At 71.2% G+C, this 22,837-nt stretch carries 18 protein-coding genes and 1 riboswitch; of the genes, 11 read left to right on the top strand and 7 right to left on the bottom strand.

The genetic code is table 11. The features are described 5' to 3' along the window. Positions 1-111 precede the first annotated feature (111 nt). A riboswitch (guanidine-III (ykkC-III) riboswitch) is annotated at positions 112-177 on the top strand. Between the two features lie 7 nt (positions 178-184). Next, the gene (locus ABGB21_RS04345; RefSeq protein ID WP_347653192.1) at positions 185-475 is read left to right on the top strand and encodes a hypothetical protein; all 291 of its coding nucleotides are present in this window, start codon (positions 185-187) and stop codon (positions 473-475) included. Between the two features lie 76 nt (positions 476-551). Here the strand turns inward: ABGB21_RS04345 and ABGB21_RS04340 are convergent, their stop codons facing one another. Continuing rightward, entirely contained in the window at positions 552-1,355 is an 804-nt protein-coding gene (locus ABGB21_RS04340; RefSeq protein ID WP_347653193.1) for an FCD domain-containing protein, read from the bottom strand. A gap of 175 nt (positions 1,356-1,530) precedes the next feature. On the opposite strand from ABGB21_RS04340, the gene ABGB21_RS04335 reads away from it, so the two are divergent. The 6 genes from ABGB21_RS04335 (at position 1,531) to ABGB21_RS04310 (ending at position 7,673) form a co-directional block, all read left to right on the top strand. Continuing rightward, a complete protein-coding gene (locus ABGB21_RS04335; RefSeq protein WP_347676425.1) occupies positions 1,531-2,775 on the top strand; it encodes a sugar ABC transporter substrate-binding protein in 1,245 nt (414 codons plus the stop codon). Between the two features lie 130 nt (positions 2,776-2,905). Then, positions 2,906-3,835: a sugar ABC transporter permease gene (locus tag ABGB21_RS04330; protein ID WP_347653195.1), complete on the top strand. Its 930-nt coding sequence runs from the start codon at positions 2,906-2,908 to the stop codon at positions 3,833-3,835. After that, the gene (locus ABGB21_RS04325) at positions 3,835-4,644 is read left to right on the top strand and encodes a carbohydrate ABC transporter permease (protein ID WP_347653196.1); all 810 of its coding nucleotides are present in this window, start codon (positions 3,835-3,837) and stop codon (positions 4,642-4,644) included. Before ABGB21_RS04330 ends, ABGB21_RS04325 begins: the two co-directional genes overlap by 1 nt. A 14-nt stretch (positions 4,645-4,658) precedes the next feature. Continuing rightward, positions 4,659-5,807, top strand: coding sequence for a galactonate dehydratase (gene dgoD / locus ABGB21_RS04320; RefSeq protein ID WP_347653197.1), 1,149 nt, complete (start codon positions 4,659-4,661; stop codon positions 5,805-5,807). Positions 5,808-5,914: 107 nt separating this feature from the next. Then, positions 5,915-7,144 carry a D-mannonate dehydratase ManD gene (gene manD / locus ABGB21_RS04315; protein WP_347653198.1) on the top strand — a complete coding sequence of 410 codons (1,230 nt, stop codon included), beginning with the start codon at positions 5,915-5,917 and terminating at the stop codon, positions 7,142-7,144. Beyond that, positions 7,134-7,673 carry a gluconokinase gene (locus ABGB21_RS04310; protein ID WP_347653199.1) on the top strand — a complete coding sequence of 180 codons (540 nt, stop codon included), beginning with the start codon at positions 7,134-7,136 and terminating at the stop codon, positions 7,671-7,673. The genes manD and ABGB21_RS04310 overlap by 11 nt, the downstream gene beginning before the upstream one ends. A 70-nt stretch (positions 7,674-7,743) precedes the next feature. Here the strand turns inward: ABGB21_RS04310 and ABGB21_RS04305 are convergent, their stop codons facing one another. Beyond that, the gene (locus tag ABGB21_RS04305) at positions 7,744-9,024 is read right to left on the bottom strand and encodes a hypothetical protein (protein WP_347653200.1); all 1,281 of its coding nucleotides are present in this window, start codon (positions 9,022-9,024) and stop codon (positions 7,744-7,746) included. A gap of 504 nt (positions 9,025-9,528) precedes the next feature. Beyond that, positions 9,529-11,295, bottom strand: a complete 1,767-nt coding sequence (locus tag ABGB21_RS04300; RefSeq protein ID WP_347653201.1) for a thiamine pyrophosphate-dependent enzyme — start codon at positions 11,293-11,295, stop codon at positions 9,529-9,531. 236 nt (positions 11,296-11,531) lie between these two features. On the opposite strand from ABGB21_RS04300, the gene ABGB21_RS04295 reads away from it, so the two are divergent. Together ABGB21_RS04295 and ABGB21_RS04290 are read left to right on the top strand one after the other, a co-directional pair. Then, positions 11,532-12,734, top strand: a complete 1,203-nt coding sequence (locus ABGB21_RS04295) for a DUF5685 family protein (RefSeq protein WP_347676423.1) — start codon at positions 11,532-11,534, stop codon at positions 12,732-12,734. A 229-nt stretch (positions 12,735-12,963) separates the two neighbouring features. Next, positions 12,964-14,454: a phosphoesterase gene (locus ABGB21_RS04290; RefSeq protein WP_347653203.1), complete on the top strand. Its 1,491-nt coding sequence runs from the start codon at positions 12,964-12,966 to the stop codon at positions 14,452-14,454. 63 nt (positions 14,455-14,517) lie between these two features. Here ABGB21_RS04290 and ABGB21_RS04285 read toward each other — a convergent pair whose 3' ends face one another. After that, complete coding sequence (locus tag ABGB21_RS04285) at positions 14,518-15,744, bottom strand: hypothetical protein (RefSeq protein WP_347653247.1); 1,227 nt, start codon at positions 15,742-15,744, stop codon at positions 14,518-14,520. Positions 15,745-16,247: 503 nt separating this feature from the next. On the opposite strand from ABGB21_RS04285, the gene ABGB21_RS04280 reads away from it, so the two are divergent. Both ABGB21_RS04280 and ABGB21_RS04275 read left to right on the top strand, forming a co-directional pair. Then, a complete protein-coding gene (locus tag ABGB21_RS04280) occupies positions 16,248-17,282 on the top strand; it encodes an LLM class flavin-dependent oxidoreductase (RefSeq protein ID WP_347653204.1) in 1,035 nt (344 codons plus the stop codon). A 176-nt stretch (positions 17,283-17,458) separates the two neighbouring features. Then, a complete protein-coding gene (locus ABGB21_RS04275; protein WP_347676421.1) occupies positions 17,459-18,934 on the top strand; it encodes a hypothetical protein in 1,476 nt (491 codons plus the stop codon). On the opposite strand, the gene ABGB21_RS04270 is transcribed toward ABGB21_RS04275, so the two are convergent. The 3 genes from ABGB21_RS04270 to ABGB21_RS04260 all read right to left on the bottom strand — a co-directional run bounded on the left by ABGB21_RS04270 (position 18,931) and on the right by ABGB21_RS04260 (position 22,602). After that, a complete protein-coding gene (locus ABGB21_RS04270) occupies positions 18,931-19,869 on the bottom strand; it encodes a hypothetical protein (RefSeq protein ID WP_347653206.1) in 939 nt (312 codons plus the stop codon). The genes ABGB21_RS04275 and ABGB21_RS04270 overlap by 4 nt on opposite strands. A gap of 109 nt (positions 19,870-19,978) precedes the next feature. Beyond that, complete coding sequence (locus ABGB21_RS04265) at positions 19,979-21,031, bottom strand: LacI family DNA-binding transcriptional regulator (protein WP_347676419.1); 1,053 nt, start codon at positions 21,029-21,031, stop codon at positions 19,979-19,981. Positions 21,032-21,048: 17 nt separating this feature from the next. After that, entirely contained in the window at positions 21,049-22,602 is a 1,554-nt protein-coding gene (locus ABGB21_RS04260) for an FAD-dependent oxidoreductase (RefSeq protein ID WP_347653208.1), read from the bottom strand. Positions 22,603-22,837: the final 235 nt, after the last annotated feature.

The following is a 22,837-nucleotide window of genomic DNA, read 5'->3' as shown; positions in this document are numbered from 1 at the left end:
CCACCCGTCGGCCAGCCGGCGCCGGTCCGGGTCCGCCGACCCGCAACCACCCCTCGGTGAACCCGGCCGGTGGCCCGGACGGGTCCACCGAGGTAGTCTCGATCACCAGGCGGTACCGGAACGTGTCCGCCCCGGACGAGCGCGCAGCCGTACCCGGCCCAGCAAAGACGGCGCGCAGAAACCCATGACTGCTGTCGATCTGATCGAGATCATCGGTTCCCTGCTGATCCTGTCGGCCTTCGCCGCCGCCCAGACCTCCCGGCTCTCCCCGGATTCCCTCGGCTATCTGACGCTCAACCTCGTCGGCTCGGCGGTGCTCGCCGTGATCGCGCTGGCGGACCGGTCGTGGGGCTTCCTCCTCCTGGAGGGGAGTTGGGCCCTCATCTCCGCCGCCGGCCTGGTCCGGGTGCTGTACCGCAGAGCCCGGTCCGTCCGTTCGGACTCCACCCCGCCGGGTACGCCACAGGCACGGTGACCCGACCGGGACCGGTGTTGGTCCGCCGGCGCCCACCGGGGTCGTCCCGGTGGGCGCCGACCCCGTGGCACCGGGATCAGCGGAGACCGGGGTCGGCGGGGATTGGCGCCGCACCGGTACGCGCCCAGAGGGTGCTCATCTCCGTCATCGCCTGTTCCATGATCTGGACCATCGCGGTCCTGGCACGTTCGCCGTCCCGCCGCTGGACCGCCTGGGCCACCTCGGCGTGCAGCTGCAGCGCCTCCTCGTGGGGGAAGTGCGGCATCAGGTCGTAGTGGTAGCGGCCGGCGAGAACCTCGGCGACCAGTTCGTGCAGCTTGACGAACATCTCGTTGTCCGAGCCGACCAGGACCAGGCGATGGAACTCGATGTCGAGGCGGAGGAACTCGGCCTCGTTGCCGGCGGTGCCCGCCGCCCACAACTTCGCGGCGAGTCCGACCAGGTCACTGGCCTGGTCCGGGGTGGCCCGAGCGGCGGCCAGCGAGGCGGCCTGGGGCTCGACGGCGGCCCGGAGCTCGGTGATGGAGCGCAGTTGGGCGAGCCGCCCGGCGGAGGCGAGCCGCCAACGGATCACCTGCGGGTCGAAGACGTTCCAGTCGCTGGCGGCGCGGATCAGGGTGCCGACCCGGCGGCGGGACTCGACGAGGCCCATCGAGGCGAGCACCCGCAGAACCTCCCGGACGACCGAGCGGGAGACCGCGTACTGCTCGACGAGGTCGTCGATGTAGAGCACGGACCCCGGCGCGAGCCGACCACCGCAGACAGCCGTACCGAGCTGGTCGAGCAGGCGGGCGTGCAGCCCTGACTCGACGAGTCCGGCGAGCCGGGGAGGTGCGGCGTCCAGACGGACGGAGGTGTCCTCAGAAGACGGCGGGACCATCAACAAAGCTTATCAGTGCTGGCTCTGCTATTGCATACGTATGGTTTATGGACTTAGCATCCGGCACTAAGCGGATGTAGGGCATCCGCGGCGGCGGCCCAACGGCGGGTCGTTCGCGAGTGAAGGGAAGATGGACGTGTTGCGTCGATCGATATTCGGAACCTCACTGGCCGTGGTGGCTGCCCTCGGCCTGTCCGCCTGCGGCGGCGGAGACGACGGCGGAGACTCGAACACCCTGCGGGTCACCCTCGTCAACCACGTCTGGACCGAGAACATCAAGCAGGCGCTGCCGGAGTTCGAGCAGCGGACCGGACTCAAGGTCGAGGTCACCCAACTGGGCGAGGACCAGCTCTCCGACCAGTACAACGTCAAGCTCAACGCCGGCTCGAGCGACATCGACGTGATGATGTACCGCCCGCTGCAGGAGGGGAAGCTCTTCGCCAAGAACCGCTACCTGGCCGACCTGACCGACAAGGCCAAAGGCAGCGCGGACTTCGCCCTCGACGACTTCCAGAGCGGCCCGCTGCAGGCCACCACCTACGAGAACAAGGTGGTCGGTATCCCGATCATCACCGAGCAGGAGGTCCTCTACTACCGCAAGGACCTGCTGCAGAAGGCCGGCTACAGCGCACCGCCGAAGACCCTCGACGAGCTGAAGGCGGCGGCGGCCAAGATCGAGGCGGAGAACCCGGGCACCGCCGGCTTCGTGGCCCGGACCGGCAAGGCCGCCGCCGTCACCCAGTTCTCCAGCTTCCTGTTCAGCTTCGGCGGCGACTTCGTCGACGCCAGCGGCAAGGCCTCGGTCAACACCGAGCAGGCCAAGCAGGCGTACGCCTTCTACGGCGGGCTGCTGCGCGAGCACGGCCCGGCGAACATCAGCACCGACATGAGCTGGTCCGAGGCGATGGCCATCTTCACCCAGGGCAAGGCAGCCTTCTACACCGAGGCGAACTCGCTCTACAAGAACGCCACCGACCCGGCCAAGTCGAAGGTCTCCGACACCGTCGGTTTCGCCCCCTTCCCGGCCGGACCGGCCGGCTCGAAGCCGTACAACATCCCGTCCTGGGCGCTCGGCGTGAACGACGCGTCGGAGAACCAGGCGAACTCCTGGAAGTTCATCGAGTGGGCGGCCGGCAAGGAGCAGGCACTGGCCCAGCAGAAGGCGGGCGTGCCGGGGGCGCGTGGCTCGGTCTGGGCGAACCCGGAGGGCATCGCGACGTACCCGAAGGACCTGGCGGACGCGATCGCGGTCAGCACCGCCAACGGCGTCGGGCACGACCGCCCGCTGGTGGTCAAGGTGGCCGAGTCCCGCGAGCTGGTCGGCCAGCCGATCGTGGACGCCATCACCGGCAAGGACGTCGCCGCCTCGGCGGAGGCCGCCAACCAGGCGTTCCAGAAGCTGCTGGACGACGAGAAGTAGGCCGCCGGCCGGGGTGACGCGGTGTGCGCGGCACCCCCGCGCCGCCAAACCGGTGCCCCCACGCGCCCACCGTCCCGCACGCCGCACGCGGCCCACCGCCCCCACTCCTGGCCCCGAATCCGGAGTTCCCATGGCAGTCAACCCCTCCGCCCCGACCCTCGACGACACGCCCGGCTGGGCCCGCTGGGCGAACAACCACCGCAAGTGGCTCTTCGCCGCGCCGGCCATGGCGTTCGTCGGGGCGCTGATCATCTTTCCGCTGGCCTGGACCCTCTATCTCAGCCTGACCGACGCCGAGGGCTCGGTCCGGGCCGAGTCCGAGTTTGTCGGCTTCCAGAACTACCTGGAGGTGCTGACCGACACCGACCGGTTCTGGCCGGCGGTCGCCCGGACCATCGGCTTCACCGGCGTCGCACTGTTCTTCGAGGTGGTCATCGGCATGGCCGTCGCCCTGCTGCTGTGGCGCCCGTTCAGGGGCGAGCGGTGGGTACGGGTGGCGATCCTGATGCCGCTGGTCGCCACCCCGGTCGCGGTCGGCATGATGTGGCGGCTCATCTTCGACCCGAACATCGGGATGGCCAACCAGCTGCTCGGCTGGATCGGCATCGGCCCGCAGCCCTGGCTGGCCGGCCAGCACAGCGCGCTGCCGACGACCATCTTCATCGACGTCTGGCAGTGGACCCCGATGGTGGTCCTGATCCTGCTCGCCGGGCTCACCTCGCTGTCGAACGAGCCGGACGAGGCGGCCCGGGTCGACGGCGCCAACGCCTGGCAGCGGTTCCGGCACGTCACCCTGCCACTGCTGATGCCGACCGTGGTGGTGGCGATCCTGCTGCGCGGCATCGACGCGCTGAAGACCTTCGACATCCTCTACGCCACCAAGGGTCGTGGCGGTGGGTCGTTCCACGAGGTCGAGACCCTGAACGTGTACGCCTACGGGCTGAGCTTCGACTACAACGAGTACGGCATCTCCTCCACCGTTCTGATCATCTTCTTCCTGATCATCATCGGCTCGATGTGGCTGCTGACCTCCCGTACCAAGAAGAAGGGTGAGCGGTGATGGGTCGCGCGTACAAGATCTTCCGGGCGGTCGCGCTCGCGGTCGTGGTGGTCGCGTTGCTGGCCCCGCTGCTCTGGATGGTCGGCGCCTCGTTCAAGACCAACGTCGACATCTACGACTCCGGCAAGGCCCTGGTCTTCTCCCCCACCTTCGACAACTACACGAAGGTGCTGCAGCAGGCGAACTACCTCCAGTTCATCGGCAACAGCCTCTGGGTGGCGTTCGCCGCCACCGCGCTGTCGCTGCTGCTCGGCGTGCCGGCGGCGTACTCGATGAGCCGGTTCACCATGCGCCGGTCGGCGCTGGTGGTGCTGATGGCCCGGGTCATCCCCGGCGTCAGCCTGCTGGTGCCCTGGTACTACGTCTTCAGCAACCTGCGGCTGGTCGGCGGCTTCACCGTCCTGATCCTCAGCCACATGTTCGTGTCGCTGCCCTTGATCGTCTACATCATGATGGGCTTCTTCGACGGCCTGCCGACGGAACTTGAGGAGTCGGCACAGGTCGACGGCCTGACCCCGATCGGGGCGTTCCGCCGGATCACCCTGCCGCTCTCCGCGCCCGGCATCGCCACCGCCGGCATCCTCTCCTTCATCTTCTCCTGGAACAACTTCATGTTCGCCCTGGTGCTCTCCGGCGCCGACACCAAGACCCTGCCGGTGGCGATCTTCGACTTCGTCGGTTACGCCAGCATCGACTGGGGCGGCCTGATGGCCGCGTCCACCGTGGTCACCCTGCCGATCATGCTGATCGCGCTGTTCGTGCAGAAGTACGTCGTCTCCGGCCTGACCGCCGGTGCTACCAAGGGCTGAGGTCGAAACAGAGCATGACAAAGATCGTCCGGGTCGAGACCTTCCTCGTCCCACCACGGTGGCTGTTCGTCCGGGTCGAGACCGACAGCGGGCTCGTCGGCTGGGGCGAGGCGACCTGCGAGGGCCGCTCCGAAACCGTCCGCACCGCCGTCGAACAGCTCAGCGAACTGCTGGTCGGCCGGGACGCGCTGCGCATCGAGGACCACTGGCAGGTGCTCACCAAGGGGTCGTTCTACCGGGGTGGGCCGATCCTGGCCAGCGCCGTCTCCGGGCTCGACCAGGCACTCTGGGACATCGCCGGCCGGCACCTCGGCGCCCCGGTGCACCAACTGCTCGGCGGCCCGGTCCGGGACCGGATCCGGATCTACGGCTGGGTCGGCGGCGACGAACCGGCCGAGGTCGCCGACCACGTCGCCGAACAGGTCGCGGCCGGACTCACCGCGGTCAAGATGAACGCCTCCGGCCGGATGAACCCGATCGCCTCGGTCGCCGAACTCGACGGTGTCGTGCGGCGGGTCGCCGCCGCCCGTGAGGTGCTCGGCGAACACCGCGACGTCGCGGTCGACTTCCACGGCCGGTTCACCCTGGCCAACGCGCGCCGGGTCGCACCGCTGCTGGAGCCGTACCGGCCGCTCTTCCTGGAGGAGCCGGTGGTGCCGGAGAACTCGCACCTGATCGGCGAGTTCGTCCGAAGCACCAGCACCCCGGTGGCCACCGGGGAACGGCTCTACAGCCGGCAGGAGTTCCTACCGGTGCTGCAGGCCGGGATCGCGGTCGCCCAGCCCGACCTGTCGCACGCCGGCGGGATCACCGAGGTCCGCAAGATCGCCGCGCTGGCCGAGACGTACGACGTACAGCTGGCACCGCACTGTCCGTTGGGGCCGATCGCGCTCGCCGCCTGCCTGCAGGTCGCGTTCGCCACCCCCAACCACCTGATCCAGGAGCAGAGCATCGGCATCCACTACAACCGGGGTGCCGAGGTGCTCGACTACGTGCTGGACACCACCCCGCTGGCCTTCGTCGACGGGCACATCCTGCGACTCACCGGCCCCGGCCTCGGCATCGAGGTCGACGAGAACGCCGTACGGCTGGCGGACAAGCGCGGACACAGCTGGCGGGGCCCGGTCTGGCGACACCCCGACGGCTCGTTCGCGGAGTGGTGAACCGCACCCCGCACCGAGCGGCCAACCCACCGACCGGCCACCCGGTGCCGGCGCGGACCGGCCGACCTCCGACAATTCTCTGACCGACCCACCGAGAAAGGCACGCCGTGAAGATCGTCGCCGCGGACGTCATCGTGACCAGTCCGGACCGCAACTTCGTCACCCTCAAGATCACCACCGACGAGGGGATCACCGGCCTGGGCGACGGCACCCTGAACGGGCGCGAACTCTCCGTCGCCTCGTACCTCACCGACCATGTCGTACCGCTGCTGATCGGCCGGGACCCGCACCGGATCGAGGACACCTGGCAGTTCCTCTACCGGTCCGCGTACTGGCGGCGCGGCCCGGTCACCATGGCGGCGATCGCGGCGGTGGACGTCGCGCTCTGGGACATCCTGGCGAAGGCCGCCGGCATGCCGCTGTACCAACTGCTCGGCGGGGCATCCCGGACCGGCATCATGGCGTACGGCCACGCCTCCGGCCGGGACCTGCCGGAACTGTTCGACTCGATCCGGCACCACCTGGAACTCGGCTTCCGGTCGATCCGGGTGCAGACCTCGGTGCCCGGGATCAACGCCGTCTACGGGGTCGCCACCCAGCCCAGCATCGACGGCAAGCGGTACGACTACGAGCCGGCGCAACGCATCCCGCTGCCCGCCGAGGAGGACTGGGACAGCCGCGCCTACCTGCGGCACCTGCCCGGGGTCTTCGAGGCGGTCCGCAACGAGTTCGGTCCCGAACTGCCGCTGCTGCACGACGCGCACCACCGGCTGACCCCGATCCAGGCCGCCAAGCTCGGCAAGGCGCTGGAGCCGTACGACCTGTTCTGGCTCGAGGACTGCACCCCGGCGGAGAACCAGGAGGCGCTGCGGCTGGTCCGGCAGCACACCACCACCCCGCTGGCCATCGGCGAGGTCTTCAACACGGTCTGGGACTACCAGACGCTGATCCGGGACCAGTTGATCGACTACGTCCGTTCGGCGGTCACCCACACCGGCGGCATCACCGCCATGCGCAAGCTCCTCGACTACGCCGCGCAGTACCAGATCAAGTCCGGCATCCACGGCCCGACCGACATCTCCCCGGTCGGGATGGCCGCCGCACTCCACCTCGACCTGGCGATCCACAACTTCGGGATCCAGGAGTACATGCAGCACGGGCCGCTGACCGACGAGGTGTTCCGGCAGTCGTTCACCTTCACCGACGGCTACCTGCACCCGGGCGAACAGCCCGGACTCGGCGTCGAACTCGACGAGGAGGCCGCCGCCCGGTTCCCGTACGTGCCGGCGTACCTGCCGTTCAACCGCCTCAAGGACGGGACCGTCCATGACTGGTGACGGCCGGTCCGTCCCAGGTCTGGTCCGCCCGACCCGGCACATCGTCGTGATGGGGGTGTCCGGGTCGGGCAAGACCACCGTGGCCAGGGGAATCGCCGCCGCCACCGGACTCGCCTTCGTCGAGGCCGACGACTTCCACCCACCGGCGAACGTGGCGCTGATGCGGGCCGGCGTACCGCTCGGCGACGAACACCGCTGGCCCTGGCTGCGCCAACTGGCCACCTGGATGGCGGCCCGGGCCGCCGAGGGAACCTCGACGGTGCTCGCCTGCTCCGCGCTGCGACGCTCCTACCGGGACGTGCTCCGCCAGGGCCCGCCGAGCCTCGACTTCGTCCTGCTCGACGGATCCGCCGAGGTGATCCGGGCCCGGATGGCCCGACGCACCGGCCACTACATGCCGGCGAGCCTGCTCGACTCCCAGCTCGCCACCCTGGAGCGACCCGAGCCCGACGAACGGATCGTCACCCTCGACGTCTCGCTGACGCCCGAGGAACTGGTCACGGCCGCGATCGACAGCCTCCGGCTGTGAGCAGGGACCCCTTCCTGTCGCCGGGCGGCAGCCGCTGCTCAGCAAGGGGTCCTTCCTGACACCACGGGGGTCAGCTGAACCGGGAACTCGGCACCGGTCCGGAGGACCGGACCCGGTCACGGGGGCCGGTCAGCCACCCGTCGACGACGGTCGCCCCGAAGCGGGCAAGTGTCTCGTCCGGGTCCGGCGGCGTCTCACCGTCACCAGCGTCCGGCTCGCCCTGGGCGCGGACAACCTCGCTGGCGAGTTCCTCGACCGACCGGTCGTCGGCCGGTTCCTGGCCCACCGAGCCGTCCGGTCGCTGCCGCAGCCGCTCGCCCCACGGCGCCACGAGAAACTGTGCCAGCAGAGTGCTGACGTCGGCGGAGACCGGTGGCGGGCTGGTCCAGCAGGTGCCGTGTTCGAACAGGATCTCCCCCGCAGCGCGCTCCCGGAGTGCGCCCAGCACGTCGCGGTCCTCGACCTCGGTGAGGTCGTACGCCACCACCAGGGTGTTCCGGCGCTCGGCGCCGAACGGAACGGCCGGCAGTCCGAGCAGTTCCGCCGCGGCCAGCCCCAGGATCCGGCTGGACCGGTCCGGCAGCAGTGCCAACGACTCCGGCCGCCGGCCCGTCGCCGTCAGGACCAGCCGCAGCCGGTCCAGGCCGAGCCGGCAGAGGTCGAAACTGTCCTGCTGGTACGCGTACCGCCCGGTCATTCCCGCGTCGAAGCCGTACGGCGACAGGGTGCCCAGCACACCGCCGGTGAGGACGAAGTGCCAGCCCCGCAGGTCCCGCCGGTCGAGGGCGCCTTCCCCGACGAGCAGGGCGGCCCGGGCCACCATCCGGGTCACCCGTTCGTGGGCCGGCCGCCAGTCTCCGTCCTCCGGGGCGGGCAGCCGGTCGAGATGCCGTCCCGCCCGCTCCAGGTCGCCGGCCATCAGCGCGTTGTAGACCAGCAGGTAACGGTGCGGCCAGGCGGGCAGGCTGTCCCCGCGTCGTTCGAGCGCGGCCACCGCCTCGGCGTGCCGCTGCTCCTCCTCCAACGCCACGGCCAGTTCGGCGAGTACGCCGTCGGCGTCGGGTGCCCGGCGTAGCGCCTCGGTCAGCGCCGGTACCGCCAGGAACGCCAGGTCGTGTTCGACGCAGGCGTACCCGAAGTCGTACAGCGTCCGGGTCCGGTCCGGGTCGGCGGCCAGCCGGGCCGAGGCCCCGGCCAGGTCGTCCAGGCCGACCAGCCGGGCGAGCCGTTCGACCACCGGAGCCAGATCGCCGAGGGGCACCGGGTCCGCCATCGCGCGCAGCCGCCGTGCCGCCGCCGCCGGATCACCGGCCTCGATCAGCTCACGGGCCTCGGCCAGGGCATCGTTCATCGGGTTACCTCCAGGCTGCGGGTGGTGGGGCGCGCGACAGGGACGGAGTCGGGACCGCTGGCGGCCATGCGACGGTTGCCGCACTGCGGTCGTCGGGCGACGGACCGCCGGCCGGGCCGGGCCGGCCGGTTCACGCCCGACAACCGGCGCGCAGCAGGCGACCGGACCGGTCGGTCGTCGCCACCGGAGGGCCTGGCCAGGATGGTCGAACCTTCGGAACCCGACCGGCGAACCGGCGGGCTGCGCCGACGAGGTCGGTGAGCGGTGGGTTGGACCGGCGGCGGTGGGCGGCGGGCACAGGAACGCCGACGCGGACGTCAGGCCGGGCAAGGAGCCGAGGTCGGCCGACCGGTCGGTCGGCGGCACGGCCCTCACCGTTGCGGGCGGAAGTCGCCCTTCCTCGTGAACATGGCGAAGATCATGGCGCGGGCACGACAGGCCGCGCAAGCCGATAAACGGTGGGCGACAGACGCCGTTCGCCGTCGGCGGGACAAGACGCCCGGGTCAGGAACGGAGCTGGTTGATCTTGTCGCGGGCGACGGTGGCCAGGGTGGCCACCTTGTGCGGCTGCCCACGCAGGAACGACTCGGTGAACGCCTTGGCCTGCTCGTAGCGGATCTTGCCGGGCATCGGCGGCTCGTTCGGGTTGACCACGCAGTCGACCAGCGCCGGACCCGGATGGGCCAACGCCGCCCGGATCGCCTCCGACACCTGTCCCGGGTCGGTGACCCGGACGCCGTACCCACCGCAGCCGGTCGCCCAGCTGGCGAAGTCCGCCTCCGGCTGCCGATGCCGGACGGCGTACTCGGGGTAGCCGAGGATGATCTGCTCCCAGAGGATCTGCCCGTACGCGTTGTTGTTGTTCACCACCACCTTGACCGGCAACTCGTGCCGGACGGCGGTGAGGAACTCGGCCATCAGCATCGCGAAGCCGCCGTCACCGACGTAGGCGATCACCTGCCGGCCCGGGAAGGCGTGCTGCAGCGCGATCGCGTACGGCAGTCCGCACGCCATCGAGGCCAGGTTGCCGGAGAGGTAGTACTCACGCCGGCCCCGGATCGTCCAGTACCGCGCCGACCAGGTGGTGACGGTGCCCGAGTCGCAGGTGAGGATGGCGTCGTCGGCGGCGAGTTCGTCGAGGCAGCCGATCAGGTACTGCGGCGCGATCGGGCTCCGGCCGGCGTCCCGCAGCGCCCGTAGGTCGGCCCGCCACTCGTCGCGGCCCTGCTGGTGTCGGATCAGGAAGGAGCGGTCCGCCTGCCGGGTCAGCAGCGGCCGTAGCTCCCGCAGCGCCAGCCGGGCGTCCGCGGCGAGCGCGACCTCCACCGGCAGCCGCAGCCCGATCCGGCTGGGATCGTGGTCGACCTGCACCACCCGGGCCTGGTCCGGCGCGGGCAGGTACTTCCCGTACGGAAAGGCGGTGCCGACCATCAGCAGGGTGTCGCACTCCTCCATCACCTGCTCGCTCGGCTTCGTGCCGAGCAGCCCGAGGCCGCCGGTGGTGAGCGGGTGGTCGTCGGGGACGACCTGTTTGCCGGGCAGGGTCTTGACGATCGGCGCGCCGAGCGTGTCGGCGACCGCCAGCACCTCGTCGCGGGCGTCCCGCGCCCCGATCCCGACCAGCATGGCGACCCGGTGCCCGGCGTTGAGCACCTCGGCGGCCCGGGCCAGTTCCTCCTCCGTCGCCGGCAGCACCGGCGCGGAGACACTCGGGCTGCTCGCCGACGGTGTTCCGGGGCTGACGTGCCGGTACGGGTCGGCGGAGGCGGCGGCGACCTGGATGTCGGCGGGGAGACTCAGGTGTGCCACGGTCCGGTTGGCCAGCGCGTTCCGGATCGCGATGTCGACCACCCCGGGCAGCTGCTGCGGATTCGTCACCGTCAGGTGGTACGCGGCGACCTCCCGGTAGAGCGGTCCGGTCGGTACCTCCTGCTGGTAGTACGAGCCGAGTACGGAGGTCTCCGGTTCTCCGGTGATCGCCAGCACCGGGGCATGGTCGAGTTTGGCGTCGTACAGGCCGTTGAGCAGGTGGATCGCGCCGGGACCGGAGGTGGCGACACAGACGCCGAGCCGGCCGGTGCCCTTGGCGTACCCGGCGGCCATGAAGGCCGCCGCCTCCTCGTGTTGCACCAGGACGAACCGCAGCCGCTCGCGCTGCCGCCGGAAGCCTTCCATCAACCCGTTGATGCCGTCGCCCGGCAGGCCGAAGACGGTGTCGACACCCCAGTCGACCAGACGCCGGGCCAGCGTCTCTCCGACGATCTCCCGCATGAGCGGCCCTCCCCCGGTCCGTCAACGGTCGGAGTGCGCGGCAACCGGCCCGCCGACGACAACAGCACCGACGATAACCGGTTTCAGCACCATAACCGGCGATAAACGGCCATATCAGATCGCGGGCGGGACCGGAGGTGCGGCCGGGTCCTGACCCCTCGGCGTCGCGGGGCGGTGGCCGGCAACGAAAGGCGCTACGCTCCGCCCGTGAGCAGCTAATGATCTTGGGAGGAACCGTGTTCGGCATCGTCCGGCCCTGTAAGCACCGGATGTGCGGCAAGCTGCACGCCGCCTGGCTCGGTCACCTGTGTGGGCTCTGTCTGACCCTGCGCGACGAGCACGGACACCGGGCCCGGCTCACCACGAACTACGACGGACTGCTGGTCAGCGTACTCCTGGAGGCCCAGCACACGACGCCGGTCGGCTACCGGCGGGCGGCGCCGTGCGCGCTGCGTGGCTTCCGGTCCGCCGACGTGCTTCCGTCGACCGATCCCGGCGCCCGGCTGGCCGCCGCGGTCTCCCTGGTGCTCGCCGCCGGCAAGACCCGTGACCACGTCGGTGACCGGGACGGCGCGCTCCGGGTCCCCGCGTTCGCGGCGGTGGCCGACCGGCTCGCCGACGGCTGGGCGGGAGCCGGCGCGCGGACCGCCGGGAAGGTCGGCTTCGACACCGGCGTCCTCGTCGAGGCGGTGGCCCGACAGGCGACCCTGGAGCGCGAACTGCGACCCGGCGTACCGGTGCTGACCGCCACCGAGCCGGCCGAGACCGCTGTCGCCGCCGCCTTCGCGCACACCGCGGTGCTGGCCGGCCTGCCCGGCAACGCCGACCCGCTGGCCGAGGCCGGACGTTACTTCGGCCGGATCGCGCACCTGCTGGACGCGGTCGAGGACCACGCCGACGACGTGGCCAGGGACGCCTTCAACCCGCTCCGGGCGACCGGGACCGACCTGGCGGAGGCCCGCCGGCTCTGCGAGGACGCGCACCATGGTCTGCGACTCGCCCTGGCCGACGCAGTGCTGCCGAACCGGACGCTGGTCCAGGCCCTGCTGGTCCGGGAGGTGGGACATGCCATCGAGCGGACCTTCGCCCTCGCGGCCGACCCTCGTCCGACGGCGCCCACCGCCGGCCCGGACGCGCCGGTGGTCCGTCCCGCCGGGCCGGACCAGCCCAGCCACCACCCGGCCGACCATCCGACCGGTCATCCGGCCGACCATCCGACCGGTCATCCGGCCGAGCCGGCGCCGGGTCGGCGTCCGGAGGGCTGCTCGGCACCGCTGGTCACCGGTGGTGCCTGCGCCCTGGTGACCTGCACCTGTGGACTGTGGCAGCCCTCCTGGAGCAAGCACCACAACAGCGGCTGCAGTGACCGGTGCTGGTGCGGGCGGTGCGACGGCTGCAACTGTAACTGCGACTGTGACTGCTGCGGTTGTGACTGCTGAGCAGCCGACCGGGCAGCGTCGTGTCCGGCAAAGGTGTGTCGGGCAGCGCCTGGCCGGGCAACGCCGTGCCGGGGACCCGGACCACGGCGGGTGACGGAGACGGAGGCCGATTCAGGCCCCCGGGCCTGACTGTTTCCGACCATCCTGATCTTTGTTCACCCGGTATTCAGCCGGCGCCTCGAGACTCCCCGCTGGTCACAGCCACGGCTGTCTCGAGGAGAGGCTCCACATGCGAGAAGATTCCGAGCGTTCGCAGGTTTCGCGGCGCCAGCTCGTCAAGTACGCGGGAGTGGGCGCGACGCTCGCCGCCGCCAGCCCGCTCGTCGGTGGCGGTGCGGCCCGGGCACACGGCAAGGACGAGCACCCCGAAGCGTCCCACGCCACCCCGCGCAACCGTGCCTGGCGGGCCGGCGACCACCACATCCACTCCGAGTACAGCGGCGACTACGACACGTCGACCAACCCGCCGAAATTCGTCAAGGGCGCCGACGCGGTCTACCCGATCGTGACAAACGCGATCATGGCCAAGAACTTCGGCCTGACCTGGGCCATGTGCACCGACCACGGCGGCCCGAACCACTCGAAGGTCAACCTGGAGCAGGCGTACCCGGACCTGCTGCTCTCCCGCCGCCTCGTCCCCGAGGTGCTGCAGTTCTGGGGCATGGAGTTCGACGCGCCCGCGATGGACCACCACACGCTGATGATCCCGCGGCACGACGACGAGGCGAAGATGCTCTACGACCTGGAGAGCAAGTTCGCCAAGAACGAGCCGTACCCCGCCGACAAGGGCCGCGACACCGAGGCCAAGATGGTCGAGTTCCTGTCGTACGCCAAGCACATGCCGCACAAGCCGCTGGTGATCGCCCACCACGCGGCGCGGTCCGCCCCGGGCTGGGGCGTCTGGGGGCAGGACACCCCACACGAGTTCCGTAACAACCAGGACACCGCCCCGGACATCTACGTCGGTTTCGAGGGTGCGCCCGGCCACCAGGCGGGCCCGCTCAACGGCGGCGCGCGGGGCGGCTACGGCAACTACCCGACGCACGGCGGCTTCGACCAGATGACCGCCCGGGTCGGCGGGCTCTGGGACTCGCTGCTGGGTGAGGGCCGGCGCTGGTGGATCACCGCGACGTCCGACTCGCACGTGCACTGGACCCGGGGCGGCTCCGACTTCTGGCCGGGTGAGTACAGCAAGACCTACGTCCACGCGCGCCAGGACTATGGCGACATCATGGACGCGCTGCGTACCGGCCGGATCTTCGTCACCACCGGTGACCTGATCACCGGTCTCGACGTCACCGCCCGGGGTCAGGGCCGGGAGGCGTCGGTGGGCGAGAGCATCACCCTGAGCCGGCGCAACCGGACCGACGTCGAGATCGAGATCCGGTTCCGGCCGCTGCAGGGCACCAACCACAACGGCGACCGGCCGCAGGTCCGGCGGGTCGACCTGATCGTCGGGCAGGTCACCGGGCCGGTCACCAACCGCGACGCCGACACCAACCCGACCACCAAGGTCGTCGGCCGGTTCGGCCCGCGCGACTGGCGCCGGCAGGGCGACGAGTACGTCATCCGGCACACCCTGCGCAACGTCGAGACCGACCTCTACGCCCGGGTACGGGGCACCAGCACCGACGAGGCCGAGCCGCTCGCCGACGGGCTGGAGAGCCCGTGGAGTGACCTCTGGTTCTACTCCAACCCGGTCTTCGTGACCGTCCGCTAGGCAGGGACGGGCCCCTTCCTGTCCAGGAAGGGGCCCGTCCGAACGCCCGGAGGCGGGGCGGGGTCAGCTGACGGTGATCGTGCCGTTGCCGGCGCGTACGCAGGCGACCGTACGGTTCGGAGTGGCCGCCGCCCCGGTCAGGCACTGCCCGAGCACCGCGTGCCCGGCCGCGTTCGGGTGCCACGACTCCTGGCAGGTCTGGAAGTACGTGACACAGGCGTTGGCGATCCGCTGGATGGCGATCTTGTCGTAGCCGGAGAGACTGGTGACCGGCACGCCCGTGGGCCCGTCCTGCAACCGGATCGGGGTGGCGAGGGCACCGGTCGGGCTGCTCGACGTCTCGCAGAGCCGGGCACCGTCGAAGGCCCGCTGCACGTTCAGGTAGACCAGGTCGGCGGCGGGAAACTCGGCACGCATGGTGGCGTGCGTCGACTGTACGAGGGTGCCGAGGCCGGTGGAGAAGAGGTGGCCGGCGGCGAGACTGGCCCGGTGCACCGGACAGCCGGCCGCGTAGCGCTCGGCGCCGAGGGCCCGGAACTTGTCCCGGCTGTCGTCCCGGTTGTCCTCCTCGTGGTAACGCGACTCGAGGTCGAGCGGCAGCGGGTTGGTGTAGTCCTGGAAGACGATCCGGTGCTGGCCGTCGGTGTCGACCTGGGCGAGTGTGTCGAGCAGTTGCCGGACCGCCGAGGCCGTCTCGGCGGTGGCCGCCGAGAACTCCGCCGGGGTGGCCAGGTCGCCGGCCGCGCAGGGTGCCTGCTCGACCGGTCCACCGAGGTAGGCCCAGAACTCCCACCATCCGGTCCAGGCGTCGGCGATGAACCGGTTCGCACAGTCGGAGGCGACGTCGCCGAAGGTGAACGAGCTGTTGTTGGAACCGAGACCGAGCAGCACCAGGTCGATGTCGTGGGTCTGCGCCACCGCCCGGAGCTGGTCGAGTTGCGCGGCGACCGTACGCCCCTTGGCCCGGGTCGCCGAGGCGTTGCTGACGTCGTACGGCTGCCCGCCCGAGCAGGCGAGGTTGAACCGGGCCTGGATGCCGGGCAGGTTCGCCTGGTGCAGCGAGGCGTTCGCCGACCGGTGACAGAAGAAGGCGTTGCTGTTCGGCGCGGACCAGCCCGGGAAGCCCTGGGCGGTGCCGTTGACGTCAGTCACCGGCTGGTACGCCCCGGCGCCCTCGCCGCTGACAAAGCTGTCCCCGAGCGCGACCGCCGCGGTCGGCAGGTTCGCCGCCGCCGGACCTGGTGTCGCGACGACCGCGACGGTGCCGGCGGAGACGAGACTGAGCAGCAGCGCCGCGACGAAGGTGGGACGGCGGATTCCGACCACGATCGACCCCCAGAGGTTTGATCGAAATATCGAAGATTTTTCGCGTTGGGGGATCACATCATGCTCCGGTCACCGGGTCAATGCCGGGGATTGTGGGCACGAACTGCGAAGCATCGCTGCAGAGGCGGGTTCCGGAAGTCGCACCGGAGTCCCGCGGCCGGCCCGGTGACAATGCCGTCGCCGCCCGGCGCCGGGCCATCCGATTGCCGGCCGCCCGGCGCCCGCTGCGATACGACCCCCGAGGGCCGTGGTGCCGGCACCCGCCGTAGAGCCGGCAGGCGCCGTGGAACCTGGCCGCCGTAGAGCCGGCCGGCCCGGGCCGCGCCGGCCGGGGATCGGCGACCGCTCCGAGCTGGCCAGTTTCCCGCCCGTCGTCCGGGGAATGCGACCGACGACGCCACCGTTACACGGCCGGAGGCAGCCGGACGCACGGGTACGACCGGCGCATCGAGGCCAGGAGGAAGAACATGGCGACCGAGGTGGAATTCGGTCTGGACACGTTCGGCGACGTCACCGTCGACGCGGCGGGCAAGCGGCTCCCGTACGCGCAGGTGATCCGGAACGTGGTCGAGCAGGCGGTCCTCGCGGACCGGCTCGGCGTCGACGCCTTCGGGCTGGGTGAGCACCACCGCGACGACTACGCGGTCTCGGCGCCGGAGATCGTGCTCGCCACCATCGCCGGTCGCACCGAACGGATCCGACTCGGTACCGCGGTCACCGTGCTGAGCTCCGACGATCCGGTACGCGTCTACGAGCGCTTCGCCACCCTCGACGCGGTCTCCCGGGGACGAGCCGAGATCATCCTGGGCCGGGGCTCGTTCGTCGAGTCCTTCCCGCTCTTCGGCTACGAGCTCACCGACTACGACCGGCTCTTCTCGGAGAAGGCGGAGCTGATGGCGCAACTGCTCACCGAGGAGCCGGTGACCTGGCAGGGCACCGTACGGAGTCCGCTGGAGAAGCAGCACGTGTATCCGAAGACGGAGTCCGGACGGATCCGTACCTCGATCGGCGTCGGCGGCAGTCCGGAGTCGGTGGTCCGGGCCGCCCGGCTCGGCTTCCCACTGGTGCTGGCGATCATCGGCGGCAGTCCGGCCCGCTTCGCGCCGTATGTCGACCTCTACCACCGGGCGCTCACCGAGTTGGGCCGGGAACCTCTCCCGGTGGCGGTGCACGCGCCCGGCTTCGTCGCCGGTACCGACCAGGAGGCGGCCGACCTGCTCTGGCCGCACGCCCGGACACTGTTCAACCGGCTCGGCCGGGAACGTGGCTGGCCTCCGATGACCCGGGACCGGTTCGACGCCGACGTCGCCGAGGGCGCCTGGCACGTCGGTTCGCCGGAGACCGTGGCCCGCAAGATCGCGAACACCGTGCAGACCCTCGGCCTCCAGCGCTTCGACCTCAAGTACTCGCACGGCACGCTGTCGCACGACCAGCTGCTGAACACCATCGAGCTGTACGCCACGAAGGTGATCCCCCGGGTCCGGGAGCTGCTCGCCGGGTAGGACGACCGCGGTGCACCCCGGTGCCGGGCGACCCGTCCCGGCACCGGAGCTCACGAACCTGGCGGACCAGGTCGGAGGTCCGGACGGATCTTCCCGCTTGACGGGGCCGGCGAACATCATGGGGGCGATCGCCGGGTGGCTGCCCGGCGGAGCCGGCCACCCGCAGGAGCCCCACCATGCGCACCATCGACTGGGCTGTCGAAGTCGGCCTGCCGGTGATCGGCCTGGCCGGCTGGACGGTCGCCTACTGGATCGCCCGGCTGGTGACCCGTCCCCGGTACGACGCGCCGGGAGCGCCGGCGTCGGCACCACCCGGCCCGGAGTCGCCGGCGGTGGTCAACCTGCTGGTCAGCAGATGGCAAGGCACTTCCGACGCAGCCCGGGCGACCCTGCTCGACCTCGCCGCCCGCGGCCACCTCGTGCTCCGTCAGCCGGGACCGGACCCCCGGGCCACCACCGTCCAACCGACCGGTCAGCCATCCGACGGGCTCAGCCGGCCCGAACGGCTGGTGCTGAGCCGGGTCGCGGAACGGGCGGCGGGTGGCCAGGTGCCGCTGGCCGCCCTGGGCTTCCACGACGTCAACCGTTCGGCGGCGTGGTCGAAGGCGTTCCGCCGGGCGGTGGTGGCCGAGGCCCGGCAGCTCGGGTTGTCCCGTCGCCGGTTCCCGAAGCGTCTGGTCACCGCGCTCGGCGTACTGGGCGGGGTGGCGGCGCTGGCGGTCACCGTCGGCTTCGTACACCATCTTGTCGGCACCGGCGACCTGGCCGACCGCAACGGCGACCACATCGTCGGCGGGATCGCCGCCTTCCTGGTCACCACCACCGTGCTCGTCAGCGTCACCGGTCGTGACCTGGGCGAACGGGACACCCCCGCCGGCCGGGCCGCGGCCGCCCGTTGGCGGGGTTTCGGTTCGTGGCTGGCCGGGCAGGGAGCGCTGGCCGAGGTGCCGCCGGTCGCGGTAGGCCAGTGGCACCGGCACCTGTCGTACGGCGCCGCGTTCGGCCTGGCCCGGCTGGCCTCCCGACTGATCGAGCTGGGCATGGCGGACCGGGAACGGCTGTGGTCGTCGTACGGCGGCGCCTGGCGACAGGTCTGGGTCAGCTATCCGGGCCGGACCCTGCTGCACGGCCAGTCACTGGGTTGGCTGGGGTTCCGTGCGGTCTGCGCGGGTGTACTCGGCGGCTCGCTCGTCGGGGTACCGGGCCGGCTGTGGTTCGGCGACGCGCTGGCCTCCGGCGGGTACGCCACGCTGTGGGAGGCGGCCGATCCGATCCTGCTCGGGTTTGTCCTGTTCGGCCTCGCCGCGCTCGGCTACGCGGCGTACGTCGCGGTACGGGTGGTGATCGCCCTGGTCGCGCCCGTGGACGTCTCCGGAGAGGTGATCTGGCACCAGGTGTGGCAGTACGCGGTGCGGGACGACGGTCCGAACCGGCCGGTGAACCACCACCTGGTCGTCGACGACGGCCACAGTGCCCGGCTCCGGGCCTGGGTACTGCCGCAGGAGCTGGCGGACCGGTGTCGGCTGGGCGACGTGGTCACCGTGCGGGTCCGGCCGTGGACCCGCCGGGTCCGTGACGTCACCGTGCTCCGGGCGGCCCGATCCGGGCCGACCAGCCCGTCCGCCGGGCCGGAGTGGGCCGCCTGGATCTAGACCGTGGGCAGGTCCGCCAGCAGGGTGGGCAGGCGCGAGGCGAAGTCGGCGGGAAAGTCGTGACCGAGTTCCGGGATCTCGTCGAGCCGGCAGTCGACGCCGGCGTGGCGGAGCGTGTCGAGGGCGGCCAGCGCGTTGTCGCGTACGTCGTCGTCCCCGGCGCCGAGCAGCACCGTGCCGCGCAGGCCGCGCCCGACGGCCCCGGGCAGCCAACCCGGGTCGAGATCGTCCGGGCCGATCGCCGGGGCCATCGCGAGGAAGCCGACCGGCGTGCCGGGTCGGGCGGCGAGCGCCCACCGGACCGCCTGCCGACCGCCGGCGGAGAAACCGGCGGTGACCAGCGGAAGTTCCCGGTCGGCCGGCAGCAGCCGGTCGAGGGCCTCGCCGATGTCCCGGTCCGCCACCTCCGGATCCGGCCAGGACCGGTACGTCGGGGTGTTGCGTTGCGAGGAGTCCAGCGCCAACAGCAGGTAGCCCGCGTCGACCGCGGCCCGCCACTGGGTCACCGCGTCGTGGGCGTCCTGGCCGGCGCCGTGCAGGGCGACCAGCAGTCCCCGGGCCGGCCCGGCAGGCCGATGCAGCAGCGGAGGTCGGGCTGCCGGCCCGGCGGCGGTCGCCCGGGCGTGCGAGCGCTCGACGAGTTCGGCGAAACCGTCCAGCTCGTGCAGTGGGGCGAGGTCGTCGTCGTCGACCAGGATCCGCCGGTGCCACCAGCCGCCCGCCTCGTACGCCGCACGCAGTTCGGCGAGCGCCTCCGCCGGTCGACCGGCCCGACTGAGCAGGCAGGCGGCCAGGTGGGCGAGGTCGGAACGGTATCCGGGCAGGCGTGACCGGGCGGCCCGGACCAGGTCGGCGCCCTCGGCGTAACGCTGGTCGAGATAGCGGGCGATCGCCTCGTCACTGACCGCCTGGTAGGCGGCACGTTCGTCGGTCATCGGCGGATCCCAGCACATCCGGCGCCGCATGCGCAGCCGCTTTTCCCGGCGCCGGCCGGCGGCCCGGGCCGCCGGTCCTGACCACCGGCTCTGTTCACCGGCGGCGCGGTCAGTTCCGGGGTGGCGCGACCGTCGGCTCGAGTCGGTGCGCGCAGGGCAGCAGGACCTGCCGCTCGTGGTCGCCCTCGGGATCGCTGAGCAGCGCGATCAGCATCTGCACCGCACGCCGCCCCATCGCGTTGCGCGGGATGTGCAGGGACGCCCACCGGTCCGGGCCGAACTCACCGTCCGGGTCGTCGACCAGTAGCACGACCGAGAGATCGTCGGGGATGGTCAGCCCACGCAGACTGACCATCGCGGCCAGGACCCGGAGCAGGCTGACCGACTCGACCAGGATCGCGGTGGCTCCGGCGGCGAGGGTGCTGTCCAGCCAGTTCGCGGTCAACTGCTCAGGCCGGGCGAAGGCGGGCGTCGGCACGGTCAGCCCGAACCGGTCCAGCCCCGAGGCGAAACCCTCCCAGCGGTCGGCCTGGGTCTCGTACCGGATCACCTCGCCCAGGTAGCCGAAGCTCCGGTGCCCCAGGGCGACGAGGTCGTCGACGATCCGGCCGGTGGCGGAGCGGTAGTCGCCGCCGACGTAGCAGATCTCCACTCCGGGCACCTCACGATGTCCGATGTAGACGTACGGGTGCCCGTCCCGGGCGAGTTGCGCGAGGTCGTCACGGTTGGCGTGGTGGCCCAGCAGCACGCTTCCGGCGGCCTGACGCAGCCCGTTGACCCCGTCACGGTAGATCCGCCGCACCCCACCCTCGTCGCGCGCGGCGGTGAACAGCACCAGGTTGCACCCCTCGACGCCGGCCTGTTCCTCGATGCCCTGCAGGAACTCGAAGTAGTAGTCCCGGGCGCTGGTCGGGAAGATCGGTTCGAAGGTGTGCACCCCGAGCAGGTGCGGTGCCGCCCGCCGGTCCGTCGGCGTACGCGGAACCGACGTGCCGGGATAGCGCAGCCGGCGGGCGGCACTGAGCACCCGGCGCTGGGTCTCGGCCGAGATCCGGCTGAGGTCACCCGCCCCCCTCAGCACCAACGACACCGTCGACTGCGACACCCCCGCCTCCCGGGCGATGTCCGCCTGTCGCGAACCCCGGGTCGGTTGCCTGCCCACGCCTCCACCCCCCTCGTTCACCGCGTCGGCGGCCAGGCCAGGACCGCGCCACCGCGCAGCAACGCCTTGCGCAGCGTCTCATAGTCGATGTCCTGAACCGTCGTTCCGGCGGTCACCGTCTGTGCGGCGGCGCAGCCGGCGGCCTCACCGACCATCATGAACACCGGCTCCATCCGGACCGAGGCGAACGCGACGTGCGAGGCCGAGATCGCCGAGACGACCAGGAGGTTGTCGCACTCTCCCCGGCGGGGCACGATCGACCGGTACGGCACCCCGAACGGCACCGTCACCGGCACCTGCACGTTCCCCTCGTTACGCGGCTGACCGTCGACCAGCACCCGCTTGGCGTTGTGCGAGTCCATCACGTACGACGCCAGCGCCAGCGGGTCGGCGGAACGGGACCGGCCGGCCGCGTCGTGCTGGGTGATCACGTAGTCGGAGACCATCCGGCGGGCCTCCCGGACGTAGAGCTGGTGCGGCCAGTGCGAGGTGTGGACGAACTCTCCCGGCGCGAGCCCGTACTCCCGGGTCGCCTCCCGGACCGCGGCCGGCAGCCCGGGGTCGTTGGCCAGGAAGTACAGCAGACCCGCCTGGTACCTGACGTGGTCCTGGAAGATCTCCTCACGGCGGGCGTGGTCCGCCTCGGGCCAGTCGTAGTTCGCCCCGATGTGGTCGGAGGAGAACGCGCCGTGGTTGTTCATGTCGAAGATCCCGGGACGTACCTCGGTGGTCCGGCCGTACAACTCGTAGCCGCCGGCCTCGACGTAGCGGCGCAGCAGTTCGTAGCGACCGGGGTCGTAGCCCTCGGGTTCCGGGAACGGCAGGCGGTTCGGGGAGTTGGTCACGTGCAGTCGGAAGTTGTACGCCTGCACCCGCCGGTCGCCGTCGCCGACCTCTCCGTACGGATCGGGACTGATCCCGGGCAGCAGACCGCTCTCCGGCCGACCGGGTACGACGTACGGGTCGACGGCCCGGGTGAACTGGTGGTTGACGCTGTGCTGCACCCCGGCGATCGACTCGCCGTAGGTGGCCGACGATTCCCGTCCGACGGTGTACGACACCCCGGCGGCGGCCATCAGGTCACCCTCGTAGGACGCGTCGACGTAGACCGGGGCCCGGTACCGGCATCCGTCGTCGGTGCGCAGTTCGACGATCCGGCCGGCGAGTCTGGTGACGTCGGTCAGGTGCTGTCGGTGCCGTACCTCGACCCCGGCCTCGGCCAGCCAGCGCCGGAAGATCTCCTCGGCGACGTGCGCCTCGACGCCCCAGTGCGGGTCCGGGGCACGGTACTCGTCGGCGACGTGCGCGTAGAAGCTCCGGGCCAGGCCCGCCACGGTCTCCGGTCGGCCGACGTCGGTGGTGCCCAGGCCGGCGGCGCTCATGCCGCCGACGTGGTCGTCGAAGGCGAGCAGCAGCACCGACATGCCCTCCTGGGCGGCACGTACCGCGGCGACGACCCCGCCCGAGGTCGCGCCGTAGACGACCACGTCGGCGTGGACCGTCTCGGCGACCGTGTCCGGTGGTGGCGGCAGGTAGTGGTGCAGTCCGGGCAGCGCTGGGGTTGGGCTCATGGCTCTGCTTTGTAACACCCCGGCGACGAGCCTGGAATAGCTAATAATTGCTAATCTGTCGATGCAAATTTGTCACCGAAGTTACTGCATCTCAACGTATTGACACCGGAGCGACGTCGGTGTGTAACGTGTCCGCAACCGAAACCCGGCGAAGATCGCCAATATATTAGCAGTCTGTCCCGGGGTCGGGGCGGGTGCCGAAACCGTCGTGATCGGACAGCGCCCCCGACGTCCG

Source organism: Plantactinospora sp. B24E8, from assembly GCF_039871735.1.
Classification (GTDB): Bacteria; Actinomycetota; Actinomycetes; order Mycobacteriales; family Micromonosporaceae; genus Plantactinospora.
This window is presented reverse-complemented; position numbering and strand designations above follow the sequence as displayed.